This window comes from Paenibacillus sp. Lou8.1 (assembly GCF_024213565.1).
GTDB classification, from domain to species: domain Bacteria; phylum Bacillota; class Bacilli; order Paenibacillales; family Paenibacillaceae; genus Paenibacillus; species Paenibacillus polymyxa_B.
Window position 1 is genome coordinate 1 of sequence record NZ_JANAVN010000019.1, and the last position, 20,552, is coordinate 20,552.

Annotated in this window: 14 protein-coding genes and 2 pseudogenes; 6 read left to right on the plus strand and 10 right to left on the minus strand. The window is 45.3% G+C overall.

What is annotated here, in order from left to right:
• The first annotated feature begins 9 nt into the window (after positions 1-9).
• Positions 10-105, plus strand: a complete 96-nt coding sequence (locus NLX78_RS23095; protein WP_367988664.1) for an IS3 family transposase — start codon at positions 10-12, stop codon at positions 103-105.
• 96 nt (positions 106-201) lie between these two features.
• Here the strand turns inward: NLX78_RS23095 and NLX78_RS23100 are convergent.
• The 4 genes and pseudogenes from NLX78_RS23100 to NLX78_RS23115 all read right to left on the minus strand — a co-directional run bounded on the left by NLX78_RS23100 (position 202) and on the right by NLX78_RS23115 (position 5,799).
• Positions 202-1,296 (minus strand): annotated as a pseudogene (locus NLX78_RS23100) (LLM class flavin-dependent oxidoreductase).
• 79 nt (positions 1,297-1,375) lie between these two features.
• Entirely contained in the window at positions 1,376-1,924 is a 549-nt protein-coding gene (locus tag NLX78_RS23105; protein ID WP_254351635.1) for a GNAT family N-acetyltransferase, read from the minus strand.
• Between the two features lie 288 nt (positions 1,925-2,212).
• A complete protein-coding gene (locus NLX78_RS23110) occupies positions 2,213-2,716 on the minus strand; it encodes a ferritin (RefSeq protein ID WP_013310291.1) in 504 nt (167 codons plus the stop codon).
• Positions 2,717-2,850: 134 nt separating this feature from the next.
• On the minus strand, positions 2,851-5,799 hold the full coding sequence (locus NLX78_RS23115) for a glycoside hydrolase family 48 protein (protein WP_254351696.1): 2,949 nt from the start codon (positions 5,797-5,799) through the stop codon (positions 2,851-2,853).
• Between the two features lie 316 nt (positions 5,800-6,115).
• Here NLX78_RS23115 and NLX78_RS23120 point away from each other — a divergent pair, with 316 nt between their 5' ends.
• Positions 6,116-6,484: a DUF423 domain-containing protein gene (locus NLX78_RS23120; RefSeq protein WP_254351636.1), complete on the plus strand. Its 369-nt coding sequence runs from the start codon at positions 6,116-6,118 to the stop codon at positions 6,482-6,484.
• 91 nt (positions 6,485-6,575) lie between these two features.
• Here NLX78_RS23120 and NLX78_RS23125 read toward each other — a convergent pair whose 3' ends face one another.
• Both NLX78_RS23125 and NLX78_RS23130 read right to left on the minus strand, forming a co-directional pair.
• The gene (locus tag NLX78_RS23125) at positions 6,576-7,430 is read right to left on the minus strand and encodes a sugar phosphate isomerase/epimerase family protein (RefSeq protein ID WP_061831661.1); all 855 of its coding nucleotides are present in this window, start codon (positions 7,428-7,430) and stop codon (positions 6,576-6,578) included.
• Between the two features lie 19 nt (positions 7,431-7,449).
• On the minus strand, positions 7,450-8,184 hold the full coding sequence (locus NLX78_RS23130) for a thioesterase II family protein (RefSeq protein ID WP_250268270.1): 735 nt from the start codon (positions 8,182-8,184) through the stop codon (positions 7,450-7,452).
• A 192-nt stretch (positions 8,185-8,376) separates the two neighbouring features.
• Here NLX78_RS23130 and NLX78_RS23135 point away from each other — a divergent pair.
• The 3 genes and pseudogenes from NLX78_RS23135 to NLX78_RS23145 form a co-directional block, all read left to right on the plus strand.
• Positions 8,377-8,664: pseudogene (locus tag NLX78_RS23135) on the plus strand (glycosyl transferase); the annotation flags it as partial.
• Positions 8,665-8,759: 95 nt separating this feature from the next.
• Complete coding sequence (locus tag NLX78_RS23140; RefSeq protein WP_254351637.1) at positions 8,760-9,884, plus strand: GGDEF domain-containing protein; 1,125 nt, start codon at positions 8,760-8,762, stop codon at positions 9,882-9,884.
• A gap of 170 nt (positions 9,885-10,054) precedes the next feature.
• The gene (locus NLX78_RS23145) at positions 10,055-10,573 is read left to right on the plus strand and encodes an NAD(P)H-dependent oxidoreductase (RefSeq protein ID WP_028541334.1); all 519 of its coding nucleotides are present in this window, start codon (positions 10,055-10,057) and stop codon (positions 10,571-10,573) included.
• A gap of 88 nt (positions 10,574-10,661) precedes the next feature.
• Here the strand turns inward: NLX78_RS23145 and ectB are convergent, their stop codons facing one another.
• Positions 10,662-11,924 (minus strand): diaminobutyrate--2-oxoglutarate transaminase, encoded by a 1,263-nt coding sequence (ectB, locus tag NLX78_RS23150; RefSeq protein WP_254351638.1) that lies wholly within the window; start codon positions 11,922-11,924, stop codon positions 10,662-10,664.
• Between the two features lie 591 nt (positions 11,925-12,515).
• Here ectB and NLX78_RS23155 point away from each other — a divergent pair.
• Complete coding sequence (locus tag NLX78_RS23155) at positions 12,516-13,202, plus strand: response regulator transcription factor (RefSeq protein ID WP_254351639.1); 687 nt, start codon at positions 12,516-12,518, stop codon at positions 13,200-13,202.
• 5 nt (positions 13,203-13,207) lie between these two features.
• Here the strand turns inward: NLX78_RS23155 and NLX78_RS23160 are convergent, their stop codons facing one another.
• From NLX78_RS23160 to NLX78_RS23170, 3 genes are all read right to left on the minus strand, one after another.
• A complete protein-coding gene (locus NLX78_RS23160; RefSeq protein ID WP_254351640.1) occupies positions 13,208-15,769 on the minus strand; it encodes a response regulator in 2,562 nt (853 codons plus the stop codon).
• A 146-nt stretch (positions 15,770-15,915) separates the two neighbouring features.
• On the minus strand, positions 15,916-17,916 hold the full coding sequence (locus NLX78_RS23165; RefSeq protein ID WP_254351641.1) for a methyl-accepting chemotaxis protein: 2,001 nt from the start codon (positions 17,914-17,916) through the stop codon (positions 15,916-15,918).
• A gap of 399 nt (positions 17,917-18,315) precedes the next feature.
• The gene (locus NLX78_RS23170; protein WP_254351642.1) at positions 18,316-20,382 is read right to left on the minus strand and encodes a thioredoxin domain-containing protein; all 2,067 of its coding nucleotides are present in this window, start codon (positions 20,380-20,382) and stop codon (positions 18,316-18,318) included.
• Positions 20,383-20,552: the final 170 nt, after the last annotated feature.

Consider the following 20,552-nt stretch of genomic DNA (forward strand, 5'->3'; position numbering starts at 1 on the left):
CAAAGGAGAATAAAAGAATATATCCAATTTTACAACCAGTGTCGACCACAACGAAAGTTAAATAAGCTGCCTCCGAATGAGTATCGGAAGCAGCTTATAGCCTAGGGTCTTTTTTCAGTGTCTATAAAATGGGGTCTTGACCAACCCGAAAACACCGCTACTTCGGTTGCTTTCATGAGAGAGGGTAACGTTATTCATCAATCACAACTGAAAAATAGGAGAAATGGAGGGAGTACCTTTAGGAATAGCAGCCCGTGATCCATTTTCTTTGTGTAGGTTCGGCACCTGCTGCCAAATAGTGCTGGGAATCTCTCGCCGCAGCACAGGGATGATATCCTCGGCAAACCGATGCAGCTGTTCAAGCTGCTCCTGCTCTTCCAGCCCATACACGCTTATGCTGAGTACCTGATGGCCGAACGCAGTATAATAGTTCCGTATTTTTTCGAGTACGCTGTCCGCAGAACCAATCAGAACTGGACCGTTGCGGATATTGTCCTCCAAACTTGTAAACGGGGATTGATTATGCTGAGCCGCCGCCGTCGAGTGGTAAGCATCATAATACGGGCGATAGCGTCTGATCGCTTCCTCGTCTGTATCCGCCAGATACAAACTCCCGGCTCCGGCACCAATTACGGCCTGAGCAGGATCATGACCGTAATAAGCGAGCCGTTCACGGTAATGATCAATTAGCGTTTTATACTTGGCCTGGAGGATGGAAAGCATTTGAGGAAAATAAAGGCTCTCCATATTGTGCAGCCAGCTCCGTCGATAATGTACTTGAGGCACTTCCATGCCATATCGGAATTTGCTTTTGATACGGGCGTGGCTGTGTCGTGACCTGATACAGCGGGGACCGATAGCTGCCCTCCCACGTAACCTCTTCCTCGCTCCATAGCCGTTTGAGCAGACGATAGCGTTCTGCTAGCGCTCCCACTGCTCTTCCTCCGTAATTCCAAACAACGGATAATGGCGTGGATCATTGCCTTTTCCGATAATCAGTTCTAATCTTCCACCCGATAAATGATCCAATGTCGCATAATCCTCAGCTACGCGTACCGGGTCAAGAATACTAAGCACCGTTACCATCGTCAGCAGACGAATCCGTTCAGTTCTCCCTGCTATAGCGGTCAGAACCAGCGGAGGCGAAGACGACAAAAAAGGCGCACCATGACGCTCCCCCACACCATACGCATCAAAACCAAGCTCCTCTGCGAGCACAGCCTGCTTTATTACATTTTGGAATTTTTGCTGCGAACTCCAGGCTTCTCCGGTTATCGCATTAGGCAGATTAGCCATTAGGCTGACAATACAAACTTCATAAGTCCTGCCCCCCTTCTGCGAACGAATCGGCTTCGCCCGTTCCCTATGATCGCGTCTAATTTCGATTAGCTGTCTCGGCTTCATTTTTTTCACGAATGTAGGTGGAGAATAATTCAGGATTCACCACTTTACGCAGTAAGTGCATCGTCCCGTCCCCTGTTCCATGGTCAAAAGCATGGATACGTTCATATCCCCAACGCTCGTACATGGATAGCAAATAGGGATGCTTTTCCGCAGTCGCCAGTGTCACAGCAGGAGCACCGACCTTGTCACGAATAATCGTTTGCTCTACCCAATTCAGCAGTTTTTTCCCATATCCTTTGCCCTGGGCAGCCGGGTCTACAGCAAACCACATCACAAACGGTAGATCGGTTATAAAATTAAGGGCTCTATTTTTGAGATGGCTAACGGTAGCCTGAATAACACCGTCTACTTCCAGCACATAGCAATCATTATTTTTAATGTTATCTTGAATGAGAGCAACGTCTGCCTCAGCGGCAGGCCATCGAAGCTCCAACTGCCGAATTGTTTCATACGCCTCATACGTCACATACTGCAATCTTTCTGCGTCCTCCTGGAGTGCCAGACGATAGATTTCACTCATACTAACCCGCCTCCTTCTAATGTTTTTATAAAACGAGTGAACCACTATATAACTATTCCCATCTATTTAATAAGATATAAAAGTTAACATAACTGTAGCATGCTCACCATTCAGCGACAAATTAATTTTTTCTATATCTCCATTTAAAAAAACAATAGCCCCTCGAAAGGTGGGAGTTCGTTAATTAAAGTCAACGCAAAAAAGCCCGAAAATCGGGCTCCTCTACTTTCTAGACGAATAAAATGCTGGTCTTAGCTCCGGCATTCAAAACAAACCATGTATGCTGTATTACTCCGCAGGGGCAGTAAAGCTGCGTTTAGCAAACTCGCTGTCCAGCATATAAAAGGCGTTGCTGTCTCTTTCAATGCGCTTAAGCTTCTGGATAACACTGTCGAACAGAGCTTCCTCTTCGACTTGCTCATCAATAAACCATTTCAGGAAATGGATCGTTGCATGCTCGCGTCCATCGAGGGCCAAGTCAGCCAAATGATAAAATTTTTGCGTGTTTTGCTGCTCATGCTTGTAGCCATGCTCAAATACGTCCAGCATGGAATCGTAGCTATTTTTCGGCTCTGGCAATGCAGCCAATGTGGCGCGTCCTCTACGGTCATTAATGTATTTATACAGTTTCATGGCATGAAACCGTTCCTCCTCAGCTTGTACCAGGAAGAAGTTTGCAAACCCATCCAGACTTTCACTGGAGCAATAAGCAGCCATCGCCAAATATACGTGAGCAGAGTAAAATTCAAAGTTCATTTGCTCATTCAGAGCCTGTGCCAAATTGTCGTTCATGTCTCAGGTCACCTCGGTCATGTATGTAATGATGTAACGATCATAGTGTACCACGAATCCGTTCACAAAAAAACGGACGGAAGTGAATTCAATGATCTCACATTCCGCCCTCAATTTCCACTATCAGTTCACAATCAAGGCTCCAGACCCCAGACACGTTTGTCGTTTATATACAAAGGTGCTTTGTCCCAATCCATATAAGATGTCTTGGTTGGATCATAGGAAAAATCATCACTTTCGTTATAGTTGCTCCAATCCGCCTTGTTCATGCGAATCTGAATATCCCCTGTGTTTTCCCCTGCTGCCAGACTTCCCGCACCAGCTCCAAAGGAGATTTCCAGATAATAATCTGCGCCTGTAACGGCCTTATCCAGTTTCACCAAACGTCCCTGAACGTTACTACTGCCCAACTGTGCATAGTCACAATGGAATTCCTGTGGCTTGTCGCCATCTACGGTGTAGTAGTATCGCAGCTTGACATTTTTCAGATCAACTGCCTCTTTACCCTTGTTTACTACACGGAACAGTGGCCGAATCTGGTTATCTCCCGGGTTGGTGTCGCCCACGCGATATTGTGCAATCACATCTCCCGTTGCTGGAATGGGTGCTGCCGTAGGCTTGGCACTGACCTCGGCAGAATCTGGGCTGGTTCCTAAAGAATTTGTTGCATTTGCCACATAATAATAAGTGGTTTCATTCACCACTCCTGTATCCTTGTAAGTGCTGTCTGTTACGGTTGCTACTGTGGTATAAGGGCCACCACTGGTTGTCGAGCGCTTGACCGTATAGCTATCGGCACCCGTCGCTTTGCTCCAGGTCAGTGTAACCTGAGCGTCCCCTGCATTTGCCTTCACATTTGCCGGAGCTTTGGGAGCTGTCGGCTCGGTTGGTCCACTACCGTTAATGAGACGATCATACTCGGCATAAGCCGTTGCCATATCCACTTGGGACCAGAAACGATGATATGTAAATTCTGGAGCACCTTTATCCCATTTTTGGGTCTGATTGTTCCAAGAAGTCGTGTATTTATCTTTGAGATAAGACCATTGCGGATCTTTAGTGATATTAGGCCGGATGTCACTATAGCTGGAATACGTACCATTGCCGCCTTTGGACGGATCAGAAGCCGTAGCGTCGGTGCCAGGGATCGTGTTGCCTTGTCCAGTCTTACCGCTCCAGCCGCTCGGAGCATACACTTCTTTAGTGAAATAGCGATAATAATCCTCGCGCCCTTCCTTCGTTGTAATGCCTATACCATCGTTATAACCCCATGCAGCATCAAGCAAAGCTTTAGACAGATCCTTAGCTTCCTTGCCTAACTCGGAATAGTCTCCTTTTTCAGCTTTCGTTCCAGCAGCAAAAAAAGTAAGTGCTTTAACATAGCTGCCCAGCACTCCGGCATCCTGCCCTGGATTCTTTGTTACCACATGGAGATTGGTATTCCCTTTATGATTGGCAAATCCGCTCCAGGTTTCAGGCTTTCCGCTCCATTCCAGATTGCTCGGCAGCCAGAATTCCCCTTTAGCTGCTGTAGTAGCCACTTTCGGATTCTTGCCACCCAGAATACGCTTACCTTGAGCGTCCAAATAGTATCCCTGTGCATCAGTCACAGGCCGTTCGTTGGCAAATACATAGCTCTTGGACCACGCTATCCAGTTTTCCGTCACTTGTTTAGCCATTTTAAACTGCTCGGACGAAGTATCCCCTTTCTTGGCTAAAATGTAGTACAGCTCGGCAACCCGCTCGACAGGCCAAGCCTGCATCCCGAACCAGTTGTTCGACGGTGGATCGTTATATACAGGAGCCCCTGTATAAGCCATACCATAAAAGGTACTTGTGCCAGATGGATAAGCCTTGTAGGCACCATCCCAGCTATTCGTCGCTCCGCCTGCAATGGCCCCCTCATCGGATTGCAGCCAAGTATAAAACTCCAGTTGGCGCTTCAGCGAGGTCGCCCAGTCCTGTCCCGCCGTTGGTGAATTCGGTATTAATCCACCATCTTGATCGGACAACGCATACGCTGCGACGACATTTTGGTAGCCCTGATGCGCGTGGCTGGCACCAATTCGCCAAGCCCAGTTGCCGCTTTGGCCAAGTCCGCCGCCCCAAGCCGTATACCATGCCATCAGGTAAAGACTGGCATCCTTCCCCGTACCAGCAATAGGACTTCCATTGGAAGCGCTTCCGGTTTTCTGGAAGTATTTATCGTACATGCCGTACCGCAAAAAGTCTCCCATCTTTTTGGCTTTATCCAAATATACGGAGTTGTCATATCCCAATTCCTTAGCCCAGTACATCGCTTGAACTGCCCGTGCATCTGCATCGGTGGCATTCGTGTAGCGCCATTGCTGTGCCGGGGCATTATTTTCCTTAGTGAACAGGCTCATAAATCCTTCATTAGGCTTGCCAAACTTATGATTATCTTGTGATGGATGCGGTACAGCCTCCCAGACTGATTCCTGTTCCCCACGCTGGAAGGTGTTTACATAGGCAGCTGTATGCGACGGATTCAGAAGATTGCCGAAGCCGTACCAATTATCCACATCCAACAACCAGTGCATCAGATAAGTCTGGTTGTTGCCATAGGTTGCCTTCAGCTCAGAGTCCAGTGGATCCTTGCCAGCACCATACTGACCACTCAGGCGGCTTGGGTACTGATCCGGCTGCGAATATTCTGCGGCATAAGTGGCGGGGCTGGTCGGATTATAGTTACTCATTGTCGGTTGTTCTTCCTTACCGTCGCCTTCATTAACAGGAATGATATATTTCTCCATGTTGTCCCATGCGGATTCCAAATGCCCCCAATCCCCGGTATAATGACCATACAGCACTTCCAGCCACATCCAGTAGCTGTACGCTTCCGAAGTCGTTAAGTGTCCGTAATCCGGAGCCTCGCTCATGAGCGTTTCAACGGAATGATAAGGGATGCCTTCTTTTGAAAAGTATCCGCTAGCCGGATCCTTCAGCTGTTTATATAGTTGTAGAAAACGTGTCGATTCCGGTGTTGCGGCTGATGCACGGTCGGGTCCTGCCTGAAATAAGCCCAAGGTTAACGGAAGTACCAAAATGGCTGACATGACCATAGAGACAGATTTCCTGAACACGGATTTTCTGCTGATCACTTTGGCATTCATCCTCTCCATTATCAATTTTGGCTTTACACAAGATTTTATTCCGAAAAACGACAGCACAAAAAGACAGCATCATCACCTCACTTTCCCATAAAAAAGGTGGAGGACACGCTGTCTATTGCTCCAAATGCTTCGCATTGGCCCTGGAAAAAATATATCATACTAGGCGCCAAATGAGAGTCGAAAAATTCTATAAGTTTAGAGATTCACAAGGAAAATTGACGAAATCGATTGGAATCGGTACTATTTCACAGGGAGGCGTTAAAACATGAAAATTTTGCTATTGCTTGGTTGTATCGTGATGTTTTTAGCCGTAGCTCTGGGAGCGTTCGGCGCGCATGCATTGAAAAAAAGACTTTCCGCAGACATGCTCAGCATATTCCAGACAGGAATTCAATATCAAATCGCTCATGGACTGGGTTTGCTACTGCTTGGAGTTCTTGCTGACAGCCTTGTCCATTCTTCTCTCATCGTAACCGCAGGTTGGGTTATGCTGGTGGGTATTCTCCTGTTTTCCGGCAGTCTGTATGCCCTTAGTATATCCGGTGCGAGAAAGCTTGGGGCAATCACTCCCCTTGGCGGGTTGGCTTTTTTGGCAAGCTGGGTCATTGTAATCGTGGCGGTTGTGCAAGGTTAAAGAAGGATAAAGGAACGGAGACTTGGAAAAGGAGGCGCTTCCAAGTCTCTCAATTATTAACGCAGCATTCCTGATTATATGAAAGAATGCACTATCTCGTCTGCACTTGTTGCGCTTTCTGAGCGGCTATCCGATGACCTTCGATATAACGTCTGGATTCAGCCATCTCATGCTCCTGAGCAGCTTCCATAATAATATGAACCCCCGGCTTGTACTGCTCCAGCAGTTCCATGTAGAGGCCATAGTTCATGTCTCCAAAACCCGGCGGCACCGTCTCAATTTCACCTGACGATGACAACCGCCGGTCTTTGGCATGCGCTGCGATAATCCGGGGGCCCAGCAGTTGGAAAGCTTCGCGGATGATCTCATCCTGTTGCGCCAGATTTTCCGTTTTCAGCAGATTACCCGGATCAATCACAACACCGATGTGTGAAGAAGGTACTTCCTCCAGAAAGGTAGCCAACTCTACGGCGGTTCCGACCAAGTGATCGTTTGCAGCTTCCAATCCTACGAATACGCCCCACTTCTCCGCTTCATCTGCTAATTCACGCACTACTTCCCTTACAACTCTCCAGTCACGTTCCGTATAGGCGGTACCGTCCTCATTACGTCCGACTTCAGCTGCAACCATTGGTGCTCCTAACAGACCCGCATATCGGATCAGCTCTTTGAAGCGCTCTACATTTTCACGCAGCAATTCCTCATCCTGTATAAAAAAATGTAAATAGCACCCGAGCACCGATATGGATACACCATGCTTACGAAATTCTTCTGCGATAGACAGTGCCAATCCCGGATTGAACTTACCCGGTTTATTAAAATCTACATCACTGATCGCTCTCCACGGAGCCAGCTGAACATGAGTAAAGCCCGCTGCGCCTACCTTTGCAGCCAATTCACGATAAGGCAACTTGCCAAACAAATGTGCCAATACACCTACTGTCACTAAAAATCACCTCTTATTTTTATTGTTGTATGCTACTTGTTACCGTACTCTGCTCAAAGGTCTCATTGATGATGTGCGTAATCCGTTCCACTTCATCATGAATAAAAAAGTGTCCTCCCTCAAAGGTAAACATACGAAATTGCTGATCCGTATGGTGTGCCCATGCCTCCGCATCTTGTAAGGTCACCGTGTTATCGGTCATTCCCGTCAAAGCGGTGATAGAACAATGTAAAGGTGCGGCTTTAGCCATGTACTTATACAACTCGACAGCTTTGAAATCCGCTCTTAACACTGGCATAAAATAGTCGTATAATTCCCGATTGTCAAAAATCGCTTCCGAAAGCTGACCGTACCGCTGCAAATGCGTCCTGAACTGATCTGCGGGCAGATCGTGTAACCATGGGGAATTTCTTGGGACATGCGGTGCCCGTCCACCTGAAACGAACAGATGAGCAGGCTTTCCATATCCACTCGCCACCAGCTTGTAGTACAGCTCGAATGAGATCATCGTCCCCATACTGTGTCCGTATATGGCATAAGGATCGCCCGGGGCTATCTCTTCGCTGATCTTGTGCAACAGATCCTCGCTCATCTCCTCAATGCTTTCCTTTAGCGGTTCCCCAGAACGAATACCTCTGCCCGCTAATTCCAGTGGAACAAGCTTAATTTGCGGAAGCAGCAACTTTTTCCATTTGAAGCTGACCGACGCCGATCCGCCTGCATACGGGATGAAAAATAATGTGATAGGTGCCATTCTTGCAACCTCCTGCCTTGCTAAATTCTAACTTTTTCATTTTAGCATAAAAAGGTATATTTACCCATTTCGGATATTTTGCAAATTCCAGAAGAATGGTTGAGAAAATCAAGTACATTTTGTATAAGGCAGGAAATGTCTTTCTAAAGAAAGAACGGCTTTATGTTTGAATATAATCATGTGTTGGGCCTTTTGACGGGTACAGCGGCATGGAACTTTATAGCTATCACTCAATCCATTCTCGGTATTCAGCCCGAATGGGATGGTCTGCGTATTGATCCGTGCATTCCTACAGCCTGGGACGAATTCACAGTCACCCGTGTCTTCCGCGGTGATAACTACGTGATTCATATCACGAATCCACAGCATGTCTCCAAGGGTGTAGTTACAGTTACCTTAGATGGCACCGTCCTTACGAATAATATCCTGCCGGTTGCAGGGGACGGGGCTATCCACCAAGTAAAAGTGTTGCTAGGCTAACAAGTTCATGGCCTTCAAAAAAATTAGCTTCAACTTCATCACATAGTATCTTATAATACGAGAATGGCTAAAGATACATTAAGTGTGGTGACATCATGAACAAGACAAAACGGCTTACTCAAACCATGGATTACAAAACAAAGCAAGCCCGCTGGGTACGCAAAATGTTATTACTGTATTGGATGATTATAGCTGTACATTTTATCGTCCAGCTGGGCAGCTACTTATTTCTTGATTACCACGCTTCGCCTTATGAATTTTACGTCGGAACCCTTATTGTTCCCACGCTAATCATGAGTGGTTCCAACTTACTGGCAGAGTTGGCTCATTTTAAATTTAACAGGTATTCTTTTGCGATCCTGTTTATGGCAAGCACCGTCATTTGCTGGATGATTATTCGCCTAAATTATGATATTCGGATTATTCCTGCGCTATGTTTGTTGCCTATTTTCTCTTCTATTCTGTTCTTCAATCGTCGCTTAATATGGCTTTCCTTTGTATTGCAAGTGGTCGTCTTTTTTCTGTTGCTGGCAGCAGATGGATCATTCCGCAGCTATTTGTCAGACTTTGATATCGTGGCGATTCCAACCTTTTTAATTATGTCCACCTTTATTGCTCTCATTATTCAGGCCAGCGGCCGCGATTTGTTAGTGGATTTGTATAAAACAAAGCGTGCCCAACAGGAATTAATGATCAGTAACGCGATTATCAGCAAAATGTCAATGACTGATGGTTTGACAAAGCTGTACAATCATTTGTCCTTTCAAAACTTTTATGAAAAAGCACTCGAATATGCCGAACAAGGCGCGATCATCCATCTGGCGTTAGTGGATATTGATAATTTCAAGAAGATCAATGACACTTACGGACACCAGTTCGGAGATAAAATTTTGGAAGGCATCTCGCAAATCATTACAGAACAGATTACCGCAAATGACATTGCGGCCCGCTATGGCGGTGAGGAGTTTGCTATTTTGATGTTCGAGCATACTTTCGAGGAAGCTTATCAGATCGTCGAGAACATCCGGCGTGAAGTGGAGAAGATGACCTTTCAGGAGAAAATGCAAATTGTTTCCGTAACCGTAAGCATCGGATTGAAAAGCTATACAGAGGAAATGAACAAAGATAAAGATGTATTTTTTCAGCAAGCAGATGACTATCTGTATCAAGCTAAGCGCTCCGGGAAAAACAAAATTGTTGCTCTTAATCATATCGCTTAATGTAAAAACACTTCATTTGTTGAGACTCCGGCATGAGCTTGCCGGAGTCTTTTGAATATAGAGCTTAAAATGTAATAGAGTTGACAATTCCATAAGTTGAAACTAAAATAGTTACATATGTATTGGTTATTTACTTACAATAAATAAGTTCGAAGGAGATGGTTTTTTAAATGTCAACCCTCGTTATTGTCGTTCACCCTGATCTTGCGGAATCTCGCATTAACAAAAGATGGGTGCAAGAACTCAAGAAACAATCCGGCGTGACCGTTCACAACCTGTATGAAGTATATCCAGATGAGCAAATCAATGTCGCCCAGGAGCAGGAACTGCTAGAGCAGCATGACCGTATCGTTTTGCAATTCCCTTTTTACTGGTACAGCACTCCTTCCCTGCTGAAAAAATGGCTGGATAAGGTTCTAACCTACGGCTGGGCTTATGGAAGCGAAGGTGGCAAGCTACAGGGCAAAGAGTTGTTGATCGCCTTGTCTGCTGCCAGCGTTGAGGAAAATTATCAACATGACGGACGGAACAGGTATACGATCGAAGAGCTGTTGAGACCTCTGGAAGCTACAGGCCATATGATTGGTGTCAAATTGCTCCCTTATTTCGTACAATATGGTGCTGCAGTATTGACCGATGAGCAACTAGAGCAATCCGCACAAAAATACGCCCAAACGGTTATTTCTTAATTTTTTACTAGAAAGCCCCTTGGACGGCGCCCGCCATACCTGCTTTACAGCAGACGGCAGCTCCAGCCAAGGGGCTTTACCGATCGATTTACATCGTAACCAAGGTACTGGTTACCTGTGCCATACTTTCTTTAATAATTTCGCAGCCCTTACGCAAGTTTTCCAAGCTTATCGTTAACGCTGGCATAATTTTAATTACCGTATCGTTACGCCCAGCACGTTCAATAATGAGTCCCCTACTAAAGCAGAGAGAGGCTACCTCCTTGGCGAACACTTCTCCCAGATGAGACACATCAATCCCCCAGATCAATCCCATGCCACGAATTTCAATAAGAGGATCTATCGATTGGATATGTTCACGTAAGAACTGCTGAACAAAAGCCTCTTTTTCCTTCACTTGTGCTTCCAGCTCTACCGTATCTCTGAACTCCAGCGCAGCCTTTGCCCCGACGAAAGCAAGCTGATTTCCACGGAAGGTGCCGTTATGCTCACCCGGACTCCATATATCCAATTCTGGCTTGAGTAGCAACAGAGACATTGGCAATCCGTATCCACTGATCGATTTGGACAAAACAACCATATCAGGAACGATTCCCGCCCGCTCGAATGAGAAGAACGAACCAACCCGGCCGCAACCGACTTGAATATCGTCAACAATGAGTAAAATATCATGATCATCGCACAGCTGTCGCAAATCACGCAGCCATTCGGTCTCTGCAATATGAATACCGCCTTCAGCCTGTACCGTTTCCAAAATGATCGCGGCAGGCTTTTCCACACCCGAATGGGTGTCTGTTAAAAGCTGCTCCATATACAAAATGGTATCCATTCCGTTAAATGTGCTGTTATAAGGTATGAAGGTAACATTGTTCAGGGGAACCCCTGCGCTCTCTCGCATGGAGTTGTTGCTGGTAATAGATAAACTGCCCAGCGACATCCCGTGGAACGCACCCATAAAAGCAAAAATACCATTTCTGTTTTTCACCTTGCGTGCAAGTTTCAGTGCTGCTTCCACTGCATTAGTTCCGGTCGGTCCGCAAAATTGCAGCTTATAATTCAAGCCCTTGGGCTGGAGAATACGCTCTGAAAAAGACTCCATAAACTCTTGCTTGGCCGTCGTGTACATATCCAGACCATGCATAATCCGGTCGGAAGTTAAATAATCCAATATCCGGTTTTTCATAAAATCATTATTGTGCCCATAGTTCAAAGCCCCTGCACCGGCAAAAAAGTCAATGTAACCCTTGCCTGCCTCCGTGTACAGTACTTCGTTTTTAGCTTTGTTGAAAACAACTGGAAAACTTCTGCAATAGGATCTTACATTGGACTCCAGCACTTCGAATGTGTTCATGATCTCTCGTCCTCCCGCTGACCTGATTTTAAAAAATACAAGCATGGAAAGCAAAAAAATGTAAATATGTAATCTAAAAGAGTAGACAGTCTGAATTCACAGTGGGATATCCACACCAAAGAATCATAAGTATGATCGCAAGAACAATTAAAGTACGAAAATTAAATACAGAGATAGCACATTGAGAGTAAGTTAGTAGAAGATTAAATAGTGGGTTTTTCTAAGAGGCCTATCAGAGGATGTCAACTCCTATGTAATAAAATACCATAATTTTCATTTAAGTCAATGCATGTTTCTGAGGTGTTTTGTTAAATTTTTGTAATTTATCATCAACGGCTTGTAGTATATTGTTATAAGAAAACGAAAATTGTCGTATTATAGAAATAAATCTCAAAAATAGTACATTTCCATATCAAATAGATATACATCTGTACTATTTGTCCACAGGATTGCCACAACAAGCCTGATCTTTTGACAGACTGTCCAAAGGAGTTTACTCTATCAACAGGACCTGCCAAAAACTTGTTGTAAACATTGCATCTATCCTAACTATTTGGCTCGAATTTGATAGAAAGATAAGGAAATATGATCATGTCTAATGTTTTAATTATTGAAGATGACAATATGCTGGGAGATACCCTTTCCTTGTATTTAACAGGAGAAGACTACAACGTTACTCGAGTGGAACAAGCGTCTGAGGGTATTGCTAGGCTTGAGATCGTACAGCCCGATATTATTTTGCTGGATCTGTTGCTTCCAGATTTGGATGGAATGAATCCCTGCCCACTGATACGCAAGCATACGGACGTGCCCATCATCGTGATTTCTACAGAAAACAACATATCAGAGCGCATTCGTACACTTACGTTGGGAGCAGATGATTATATTTGCAAGCCTTTTAGTATGCAAGAGCTAAAAGCACGGATGGAGGCTCTTTTCCGTCGTATTGAAATCACACGCTTGCAAGGAAGAGGCAGAGCACCTGAACCTGAAACGGGCATTACTTTGGATCTAGCGAAAAGAATGATTACCGTTAACGGACAGAATGTGGAGACAACATATTCAGAATTTGAGCTCATGAAGCTTTTTTATTTGAACCGGGGAATTGTATTCAGCAGGTATGCTTTGATTCAGGCTCTCCGTGGCACAGACTCCTTTATTAATGAGAGGGCTGTGGACGTACATATTAACCATTTACGCAGAAAAATCGAAAAAGACCCTAAGAAACCGCAATTGATCAAGACCATCTGGGGAATCGGCTACAAATTTATGCAATAATACGGTCAGCTCCAGGGAAGTGATGACTTGATCTGATTAATCTCCTTCTGAACCGTACTGAGTTGCTCTTTCCAGTCTGGATACAGTTCACCTGTTGAGGTTTCATTGCTGCGCTTCAATGCCTTTTCCAGGTCTATCACCTTTGCCAGCAGCTCTGGCGCGCATAGATTCCCCGTTCCTCCCTTAAGCGAGTGGATTAATCGAAGAACAGAAGATAACTGCCCATTGCCCATTTTTTTCTGTACTCTCTTATCAAGATGCTGGTATTCTTGAATCCATTTATAAAGGGCAAATTGAAAAATATACACCTTGCCATCCATAGCGGCTATCGCCTGCTCTGCGTGAATACCATGTAAATCTTGCAGCCACGCTAAGTTAATCCAGCTAGTTAACACTCTAGCAGCGTTCAGCTCATGGATAGGCTTGAGAAGCACGGCATTAATACCGGCACGAAGACAAACTTCCTGTTCATGCTGCACAGCATCAGCGGTAAAAGCGATAATGGGAAGTCTGTTAAAAGCTTTGTTTCTCCGAATATGTCTCGCCGTCTCAAAACCATCCATCTCTGGCATATGCAGATCAAGCAACACCATATCCCAGTAACGCAGTTCCAGTAACGCTATTAGTTCTCTTCCGTTCGTGACCATCGTTACCTCAAAGTTACGCTCTGCTAAAAACTCAGTAATCACCACCTGGTTAATTTCGTTATCCTCTGCTATGAGAATTTGATACTTCTGTGTTGTATCCCCCATCTCATTGCGGGAACTCATGGTCACATGAGTCTCCAGAGTATTACCATCTGCAGGCACTGACTGTTCCTTCTTCCAGCAGAGAACCTCCAGCAGAGCGTTCCGGGTAACAGGCTTGGACAAAAAGGCATCGATCCTATGATCCATGTCCCCAGCAGCTATGGTTTCCATCTGAAACACGGTTGTAAGTCCAATGATCTGAGTTATCTGCCTATCCAGCATTTGAAGCCATTGCCTCCGGGAGTCCAGTTCTCTAAAACCTTCCATCCCCATATCAATGATAACAAAATCAAAATGCTCACCCTTTTGAAAAGCGTCCATACTTTCTTGGAAGGATGAAATAGTGAATGGTTTTAGCCCCAAATCTTGCAGTAATTCGTTCAAACTGTACCTCACCAGTTCATGCTGCGCAACAATTAAGGCTTTGCCTTTGATTTGTTTTTCTATTCGTGTGCTTCCCGCATTCAATTCCCCGGTATCCAACTCGACATTAAAGTAAAATTGACTGTACTCTCCTAATCGGCTTTTCACTTCTACTTTCCCGCCCATAGCTTCAGCCAAATGCTTGCTGATGGCCAAACCCAGCCCAGAGCCCCCATATCTGCGGCTGGTTGAGGTACTCGCCTGGATAAAAGGGACGAATAGCTTGTCCATACACGTCTCGGAAATTCCTATTCCCGTATCTTCTACCATAAAAGAAACGCCTACTCGTCCGCCCTGCTGACTGAGCATTTTTACCTGTAACAATACATGTCCCTGATCCGTAAACTTGATGGCGTTGGTCAGAAGATTTGAAAGCACCTGCTCCATTCGAAGCGGATCTCCCTTAAACCTTTTCGGTAACGCCAGGTCCGTTATAAATACGATCTCTATTTCCTTATCTTCCAGCAAAGTTCCAACGGTATCTGCGAGATGCCGAAGCATTTTTTCCGGCTCAAATTCTACCTTTTCCAGTTCCAGACTGCCGGCTTCCATTTTGGAAAAATCCAATACGTTACTGAGCATGGATGAAAGGGTACGCGAGGAGGCAAGAAGCTTGTGGAGGTAATCTCTTTGAACGGCAGTCAGTTCAGTCTTATTCAATAGCTTTGACAGACCGATGATTCCATTCAGCGGGGTGCGGATTTCGTGACTCATATGAGCCAAAAAAATGCTTTTCGCATGGTTAGCCTCGTCCATCTCCATTCTCTTCTGCTCGGAGGCTTTATACTCTGTAATATCCAACACGTGACCGATAACATACCCAGTAATCCCGTCCTCCATAACCGGATGTAAGGTAATGAGAGCCGAATATTCCCAAAACTCCAATTCAAATACGGTTCGATCACCAAACCAGGCTTGCTTGTAGTATTGACTAAGCTGCTCCATCGTTTCAGAGGAAAGCTCCAATATGTCCCCGAGACGCTTCACATGCTCCCTTTTGTTGTAGTTGACTTGCAGATTCAGACCTACGCGCTCCAGCAATTCCCCTTCAAGCAGCCTATAATAAAATTCATCACCACTTTTCTCCAGCCTGAAGGTAAAACCCGGTTGGACCCGAAGTAAATTCAGCAGATCACGGTCTTTGTTTAACAAACGTTGTCCATATGTATACTTAGCGGTCATTAAAGTGTGCACAAACAGAGTCATGAACATTAGACCAATCCCTAGCTCCAGCAAGCAGGTCAGCAGTGTTTTATCACTTATACCAATACATAAGAGCAGAATTCCTGCCACTCCATAAAATACACCTGTGATCGTCTGACGAACAAGCTGACGCTGAAAAATTAAAACTAACAATAATATCACGATAGCACATAGCATTAAATCTCGAACCAAGTGTTCGCCCCCCTTATAATCTTCCATGTTTTGTACAATAAATCGAAAATATAAAAAAACTCAGGACAGATTCCTTATGCCATAAGGCTTAAAGAACTGTCCCGAGCATTCATTGTACTATAGATTCCATAGGGTTCAAGCTCGTTTTAATATTTGAAACGACTGATCATCACCTTCAAATCAGTAGCCATGGTTGAAAGCAACTGTGCAGAAGCTGATATTTCCTCCATGGAAGCCAGCTGCTCTTGTGAGGAGGCGGCAACTTCCTCAGATGTGGCGGCATTACCGGTTGCAATCGTCGCCAGTTCGTTGGCTGTCGCTGCTATCTCTTGTACACTGGCTGATATTTGCTGTGCAATCGCAGCGACCTCCTCTACCTGAGGTGTTGTCTCTCGAATGCCTTCCATCGCATGACCCAACTTGACAATGGTTGCTTTGGAAATCTGCAGTCCATCCTGCACCTCAGTCGTAACCCTGTCCATCGTCTTCACTGTTGTTTCGGTTTCATGCTGAATTTCGGCAATCAAGGTGGCAATCTGTGTGGCGGATGTCTGAGACTGCTCTGCCAGCTTGCGCACCTCATCAGCAACGACGGCAAAGCCTTTTCCATGATCACCCGCTCTGGCTGCCTCAATAGCTGCATTCAATGCCAGCAGGTTTGTCTGATTGGAGATATCGCCGATAACCTTCGTAATTTCACCGATTTCATGAGAGCGGGCTTGCAAGGTTTGAATCATCTGGTTGGAACGCTCTACTGATTGATGAATGGAATTCATTTGCTCACCTGTCTGCTCAACAGACTTTCGTCCTTCCTCGGCTTGCAAGGCAGATCGTTTGGCCAAATCGGCTACCGAAATCGAGCGTTCAGCGATTTGGGTGATTCCTTGTGCAATTTCATCGAGGGCCACCGAATTATTTTCCAGCCCTGTAGTCTGCTTCTCTGCACCACTGGCTATTTCTTGCACAGCCTGGGACACCTGCTCACTTGCAGCACTGGTTTGTTCCGCGCTTATTGTCAGTTCATTCGAAGAAATTGCCACATGATCTGCACTGTTCCCTACGTTCTGAATGACAGATCGCAAGTTATTCTGCATATTTTGAAAAGCCACTCCTAATTCTCCGATCTCGTCCTCGCTCTTTACTTGAATGTCCTGTGTCAGATCTCCGGCGCTCACATTTACCGCTTGTTCTTTTAACTTTAAAATCGGTTTGATGATGGAACGGATCAGGAAATAAACGATGATAATACCAATCACAAGACAACCGATGATGGTTAGTAAAGTGCTGATCAAAATCGGTCCTGCTGCCTCATCGACTTCAGACAAATATAGCGTTCCGCCTATCTTCCAGCCAGTTAGCTTGTTAGTCGCATAGTTCATATATTTGGGCTGTCCTTCATACTCATACTCGTATTCACCAGTATCGCTCTGAAACATGCGTGATTCAATATCTGTAATTTTGGTGCCTGCTTCCTTCGTCGGATGTACAATGTAAGTATGGTTGCTGTCCAGCAATATAGCATAACCCTCATGACCTACTTTAATATTGTTCAACGTCTCTTTAATACCACTTATTTTCAGGTCAATGCCAATAACACCCGATCCATCTAACGTTGCCTTGGACACCGTAACCGTCATTTGCTTCGAGCTTGCCGAAAGATAGGGGGAACTAATCGCTGTCTTTGCTTGCTCCTTTATCGCTTTATCGTACCAAGGTCTGACTCGTGGATCATAATTATCCGGTAATTGCTTCTGTGGATAGGTTGTAAATTTACCGTCCTTCGTACCATAAAAAATGGATTCTGCTTCAGGATGAAGTGCAGCATATTGCTTGAAAAACTCTTCCAGTTTGGCCGCTTGTTCCTCCGTCTCTACCCGATTGCCTTTTAGTCTTTCTGCAAAATATTCTGCGTCATGTACCTTGGGTTCAATAGTACTATCAATAATAAAATTAGTGCGGATGATAGCCTGCTCGGCACTTTCTTCAATCTGGTTTCGAATCTGCTGACTCGCGCTTATAAACGATAAAGCCCCCACGATCATGGACGGTAAAATCAGAAATGCAATAAAGGCGACCATTAGCTTCGTTTTAAAATTTTTGCTGAGCACCCTTGCGACTAGCCGCTTTTTCCCCGATAACTTCTTCATTAATAAACATCTCCATTTCACTACCTGGATTTCCTAACCTATGGCGAACCTCTTCGTTTGCCGATGACGACAATCACCCGACAGACTCACTTTCACATTTTTCACATCTGCTGCTAAAACGCTTGGACATAAAAGATATAAACACGCTAGTTAAATAGGTATATGTACTTATTTTCGAAAACAGCAAGGCTGGTCGGAACCGGTTCTTTGATATAATATACCTAAAAAATATTAAAAAAAATGCATAGCATATGTTAAGAAAATATTAGTTTCATCTCACTATACCTACCTCTTAATATGAAAATAATCCCCTTGTAGGTAGCAAACATAGGGTCATTTTCGAAAATCACCTTATGCTTACTACCCCCAAGGGGATTAGGTTTGATCGCTTTATTCAGTTCAATCCAACACCACCTTCAGATCTTCAAGCCTGGTAACAGGTGCCTGACAGGTAAAATGCTCACACACATATACAGCTGGTTTGCCTTCCACAAGATCGTAATCACGGATATAAGAAGCCGTCTCTGCAATCTCCGACTGTCCTTCATCCTTCAAAATAACGACCGTATTCGGCCTGAACCCCGCTCGAATCGCCTGAATGAACTGTACGGTCTGCGGATCGTCCCTATGACCTACAATCACAATCTCTTTTGTCGTTCCTGTTGCATACAGCAACGCGCTGAGCAAGGCTGAGCAGCCTGACGGGTAATGAGCAACCATGCCGCCAAAAGCCTTAAACTGCTTGGCTGCATAATTCTCCAATCGGGATTCACCCGTTAGCCGTGCAAGCCGCACAAAATTATGAGCCGCAATGCTGTTACCCGACGGAATCGCACCGTCATAGATTTCTTTAGGCTTGGCAATTAGCTGCTCACTATCTGACCCATAAAAGAATAATCCGTCCCGTTCCTCATCCCAGAATAAGTCGATCATATTTTGATTGAGCGTCAACGCCCGTTGCAGATACTCTATATCGAAGGTCGCCTGGTACAGCTCGATCAAGCCCCACACATAAAAAGCATAATCATCTACATAACCGGGATAAGCTGCTTCTCCGTCCCGATAACGTGCCAACAGCCGTCCATTCTCCTGTCTCAAATGGTTCCACAAAAACGTCTCAGCCTTCCGAGCTTGCTCTGTATATCTTGTGTCTCCAAAAGCTTGTCCCGCCTTCGCAAGAGCAGCAATCATCAACCCGTTCCACGAGGTCAAAATCTTGTCATCCTTATGAGGATGAACCCGCTGCTTTCTGGCAGCAAACAGCTTGGCGCGCAGCTCACTAACCCGCTGCTCCAGTTCCTGCTCAGTCAAGTCATGCTTGATCCGATAGGCTTCCAGATTGATATCAATCAGGTTTGGAATGTTGTGGCCTTCAAAATTGCCGTAAGGTGTAATCCCATACAAATCGTTGAAAAAGGCGGCATCCTCATCGCCTAGTATAGCCCTTACCTCAGAGTGGTCCCAGACATAGAATCTCCCCTCTTCTCCTTCGGAATCCGCATCCTCCGCCGAATAAAAGGCACCTTCTGCATCCGTCATGTCTCTTGCGATATATGTAAAGATTTGTTCTGTAATCCGTCGGTACAGTTCCTTGCCTGTCACCTGCCAAGCTTCTGTATACGCGATGGCCAACAGAGCATTGTCATACAGCATTTTTTCAAAATGCGGCACCAACCATTTCTCGTCCACGGAGTATCGTGAGAACCCCATGCCTACGTGGTCGTAGATTCCGCCACGGGACATCGCATCTAGCGTTTTCTCTGCCATTTCCAGTGCCTGTTGATTCCCCGTATGCTGTGCATATCGCAGCAGAAAAGACAGGTTATGCGGAGAAGGGAACTTAGGAGCTTCCCCGAAGCCGCCATATTCCTTATCGAAGGTGTGGCTGTATTCATGGAAAGCTTTATTCAAGCTCTGTTCATCCAGTTCACCGCGATAACCTGCAAGCAAGTCCTGCCGCTCATGCTCGGTTAGCACCTGCTCACTCAGCTCCACCAGCTCTTCGGGCTGTTCTTTCCACCGGGCGCCCACCTTGTTCAGCAGCTCCAACAGTCCGACACGGCCATACTTTTGCTCCTTGGGCAAATACGTCCCCGCAAAAAAAGGCTTCTGATCCGGCGTCATCAATATTGTCAGTGGCCAGCCTCCATGCCCTGTCATCGTCTGGCAGATGGACATATAGATATGATCCACATCTGGACGTTCTTCACGATCCACCTTAATGGATACGTAATCCCTGTTTAATAGCTCAGCCACTTCTTCATCCTCGAAAGATTCTCTCCCCATTACATGGCACCAATGGCAAGTAGAATAGCCAACAGATAGGAAAATAGGCTTGTTATCACGTTTAGCAATTCCAAAGGCCTCATCTGACCAAGGGAACCAATTTACCGGATTGTGAGCATGCTGTAGCAAATACGGTGATTTTTCCTTGGATAGTCTATTCGGTTTGCTGCTCGTTGTCATGGGACATCACCACTTCCGTAGTTGGATTTTATGCTTGGTACTATTTTACCCTAAATGGGTGGTAAAAGTCGGAAGAGGTGAAAAAAAGATGATATCAGATTAGAATTAATATATTGTTACGAAGTATCAATGACTCTCAACCGTATCTATCCATAAATTGTTTATTCAGA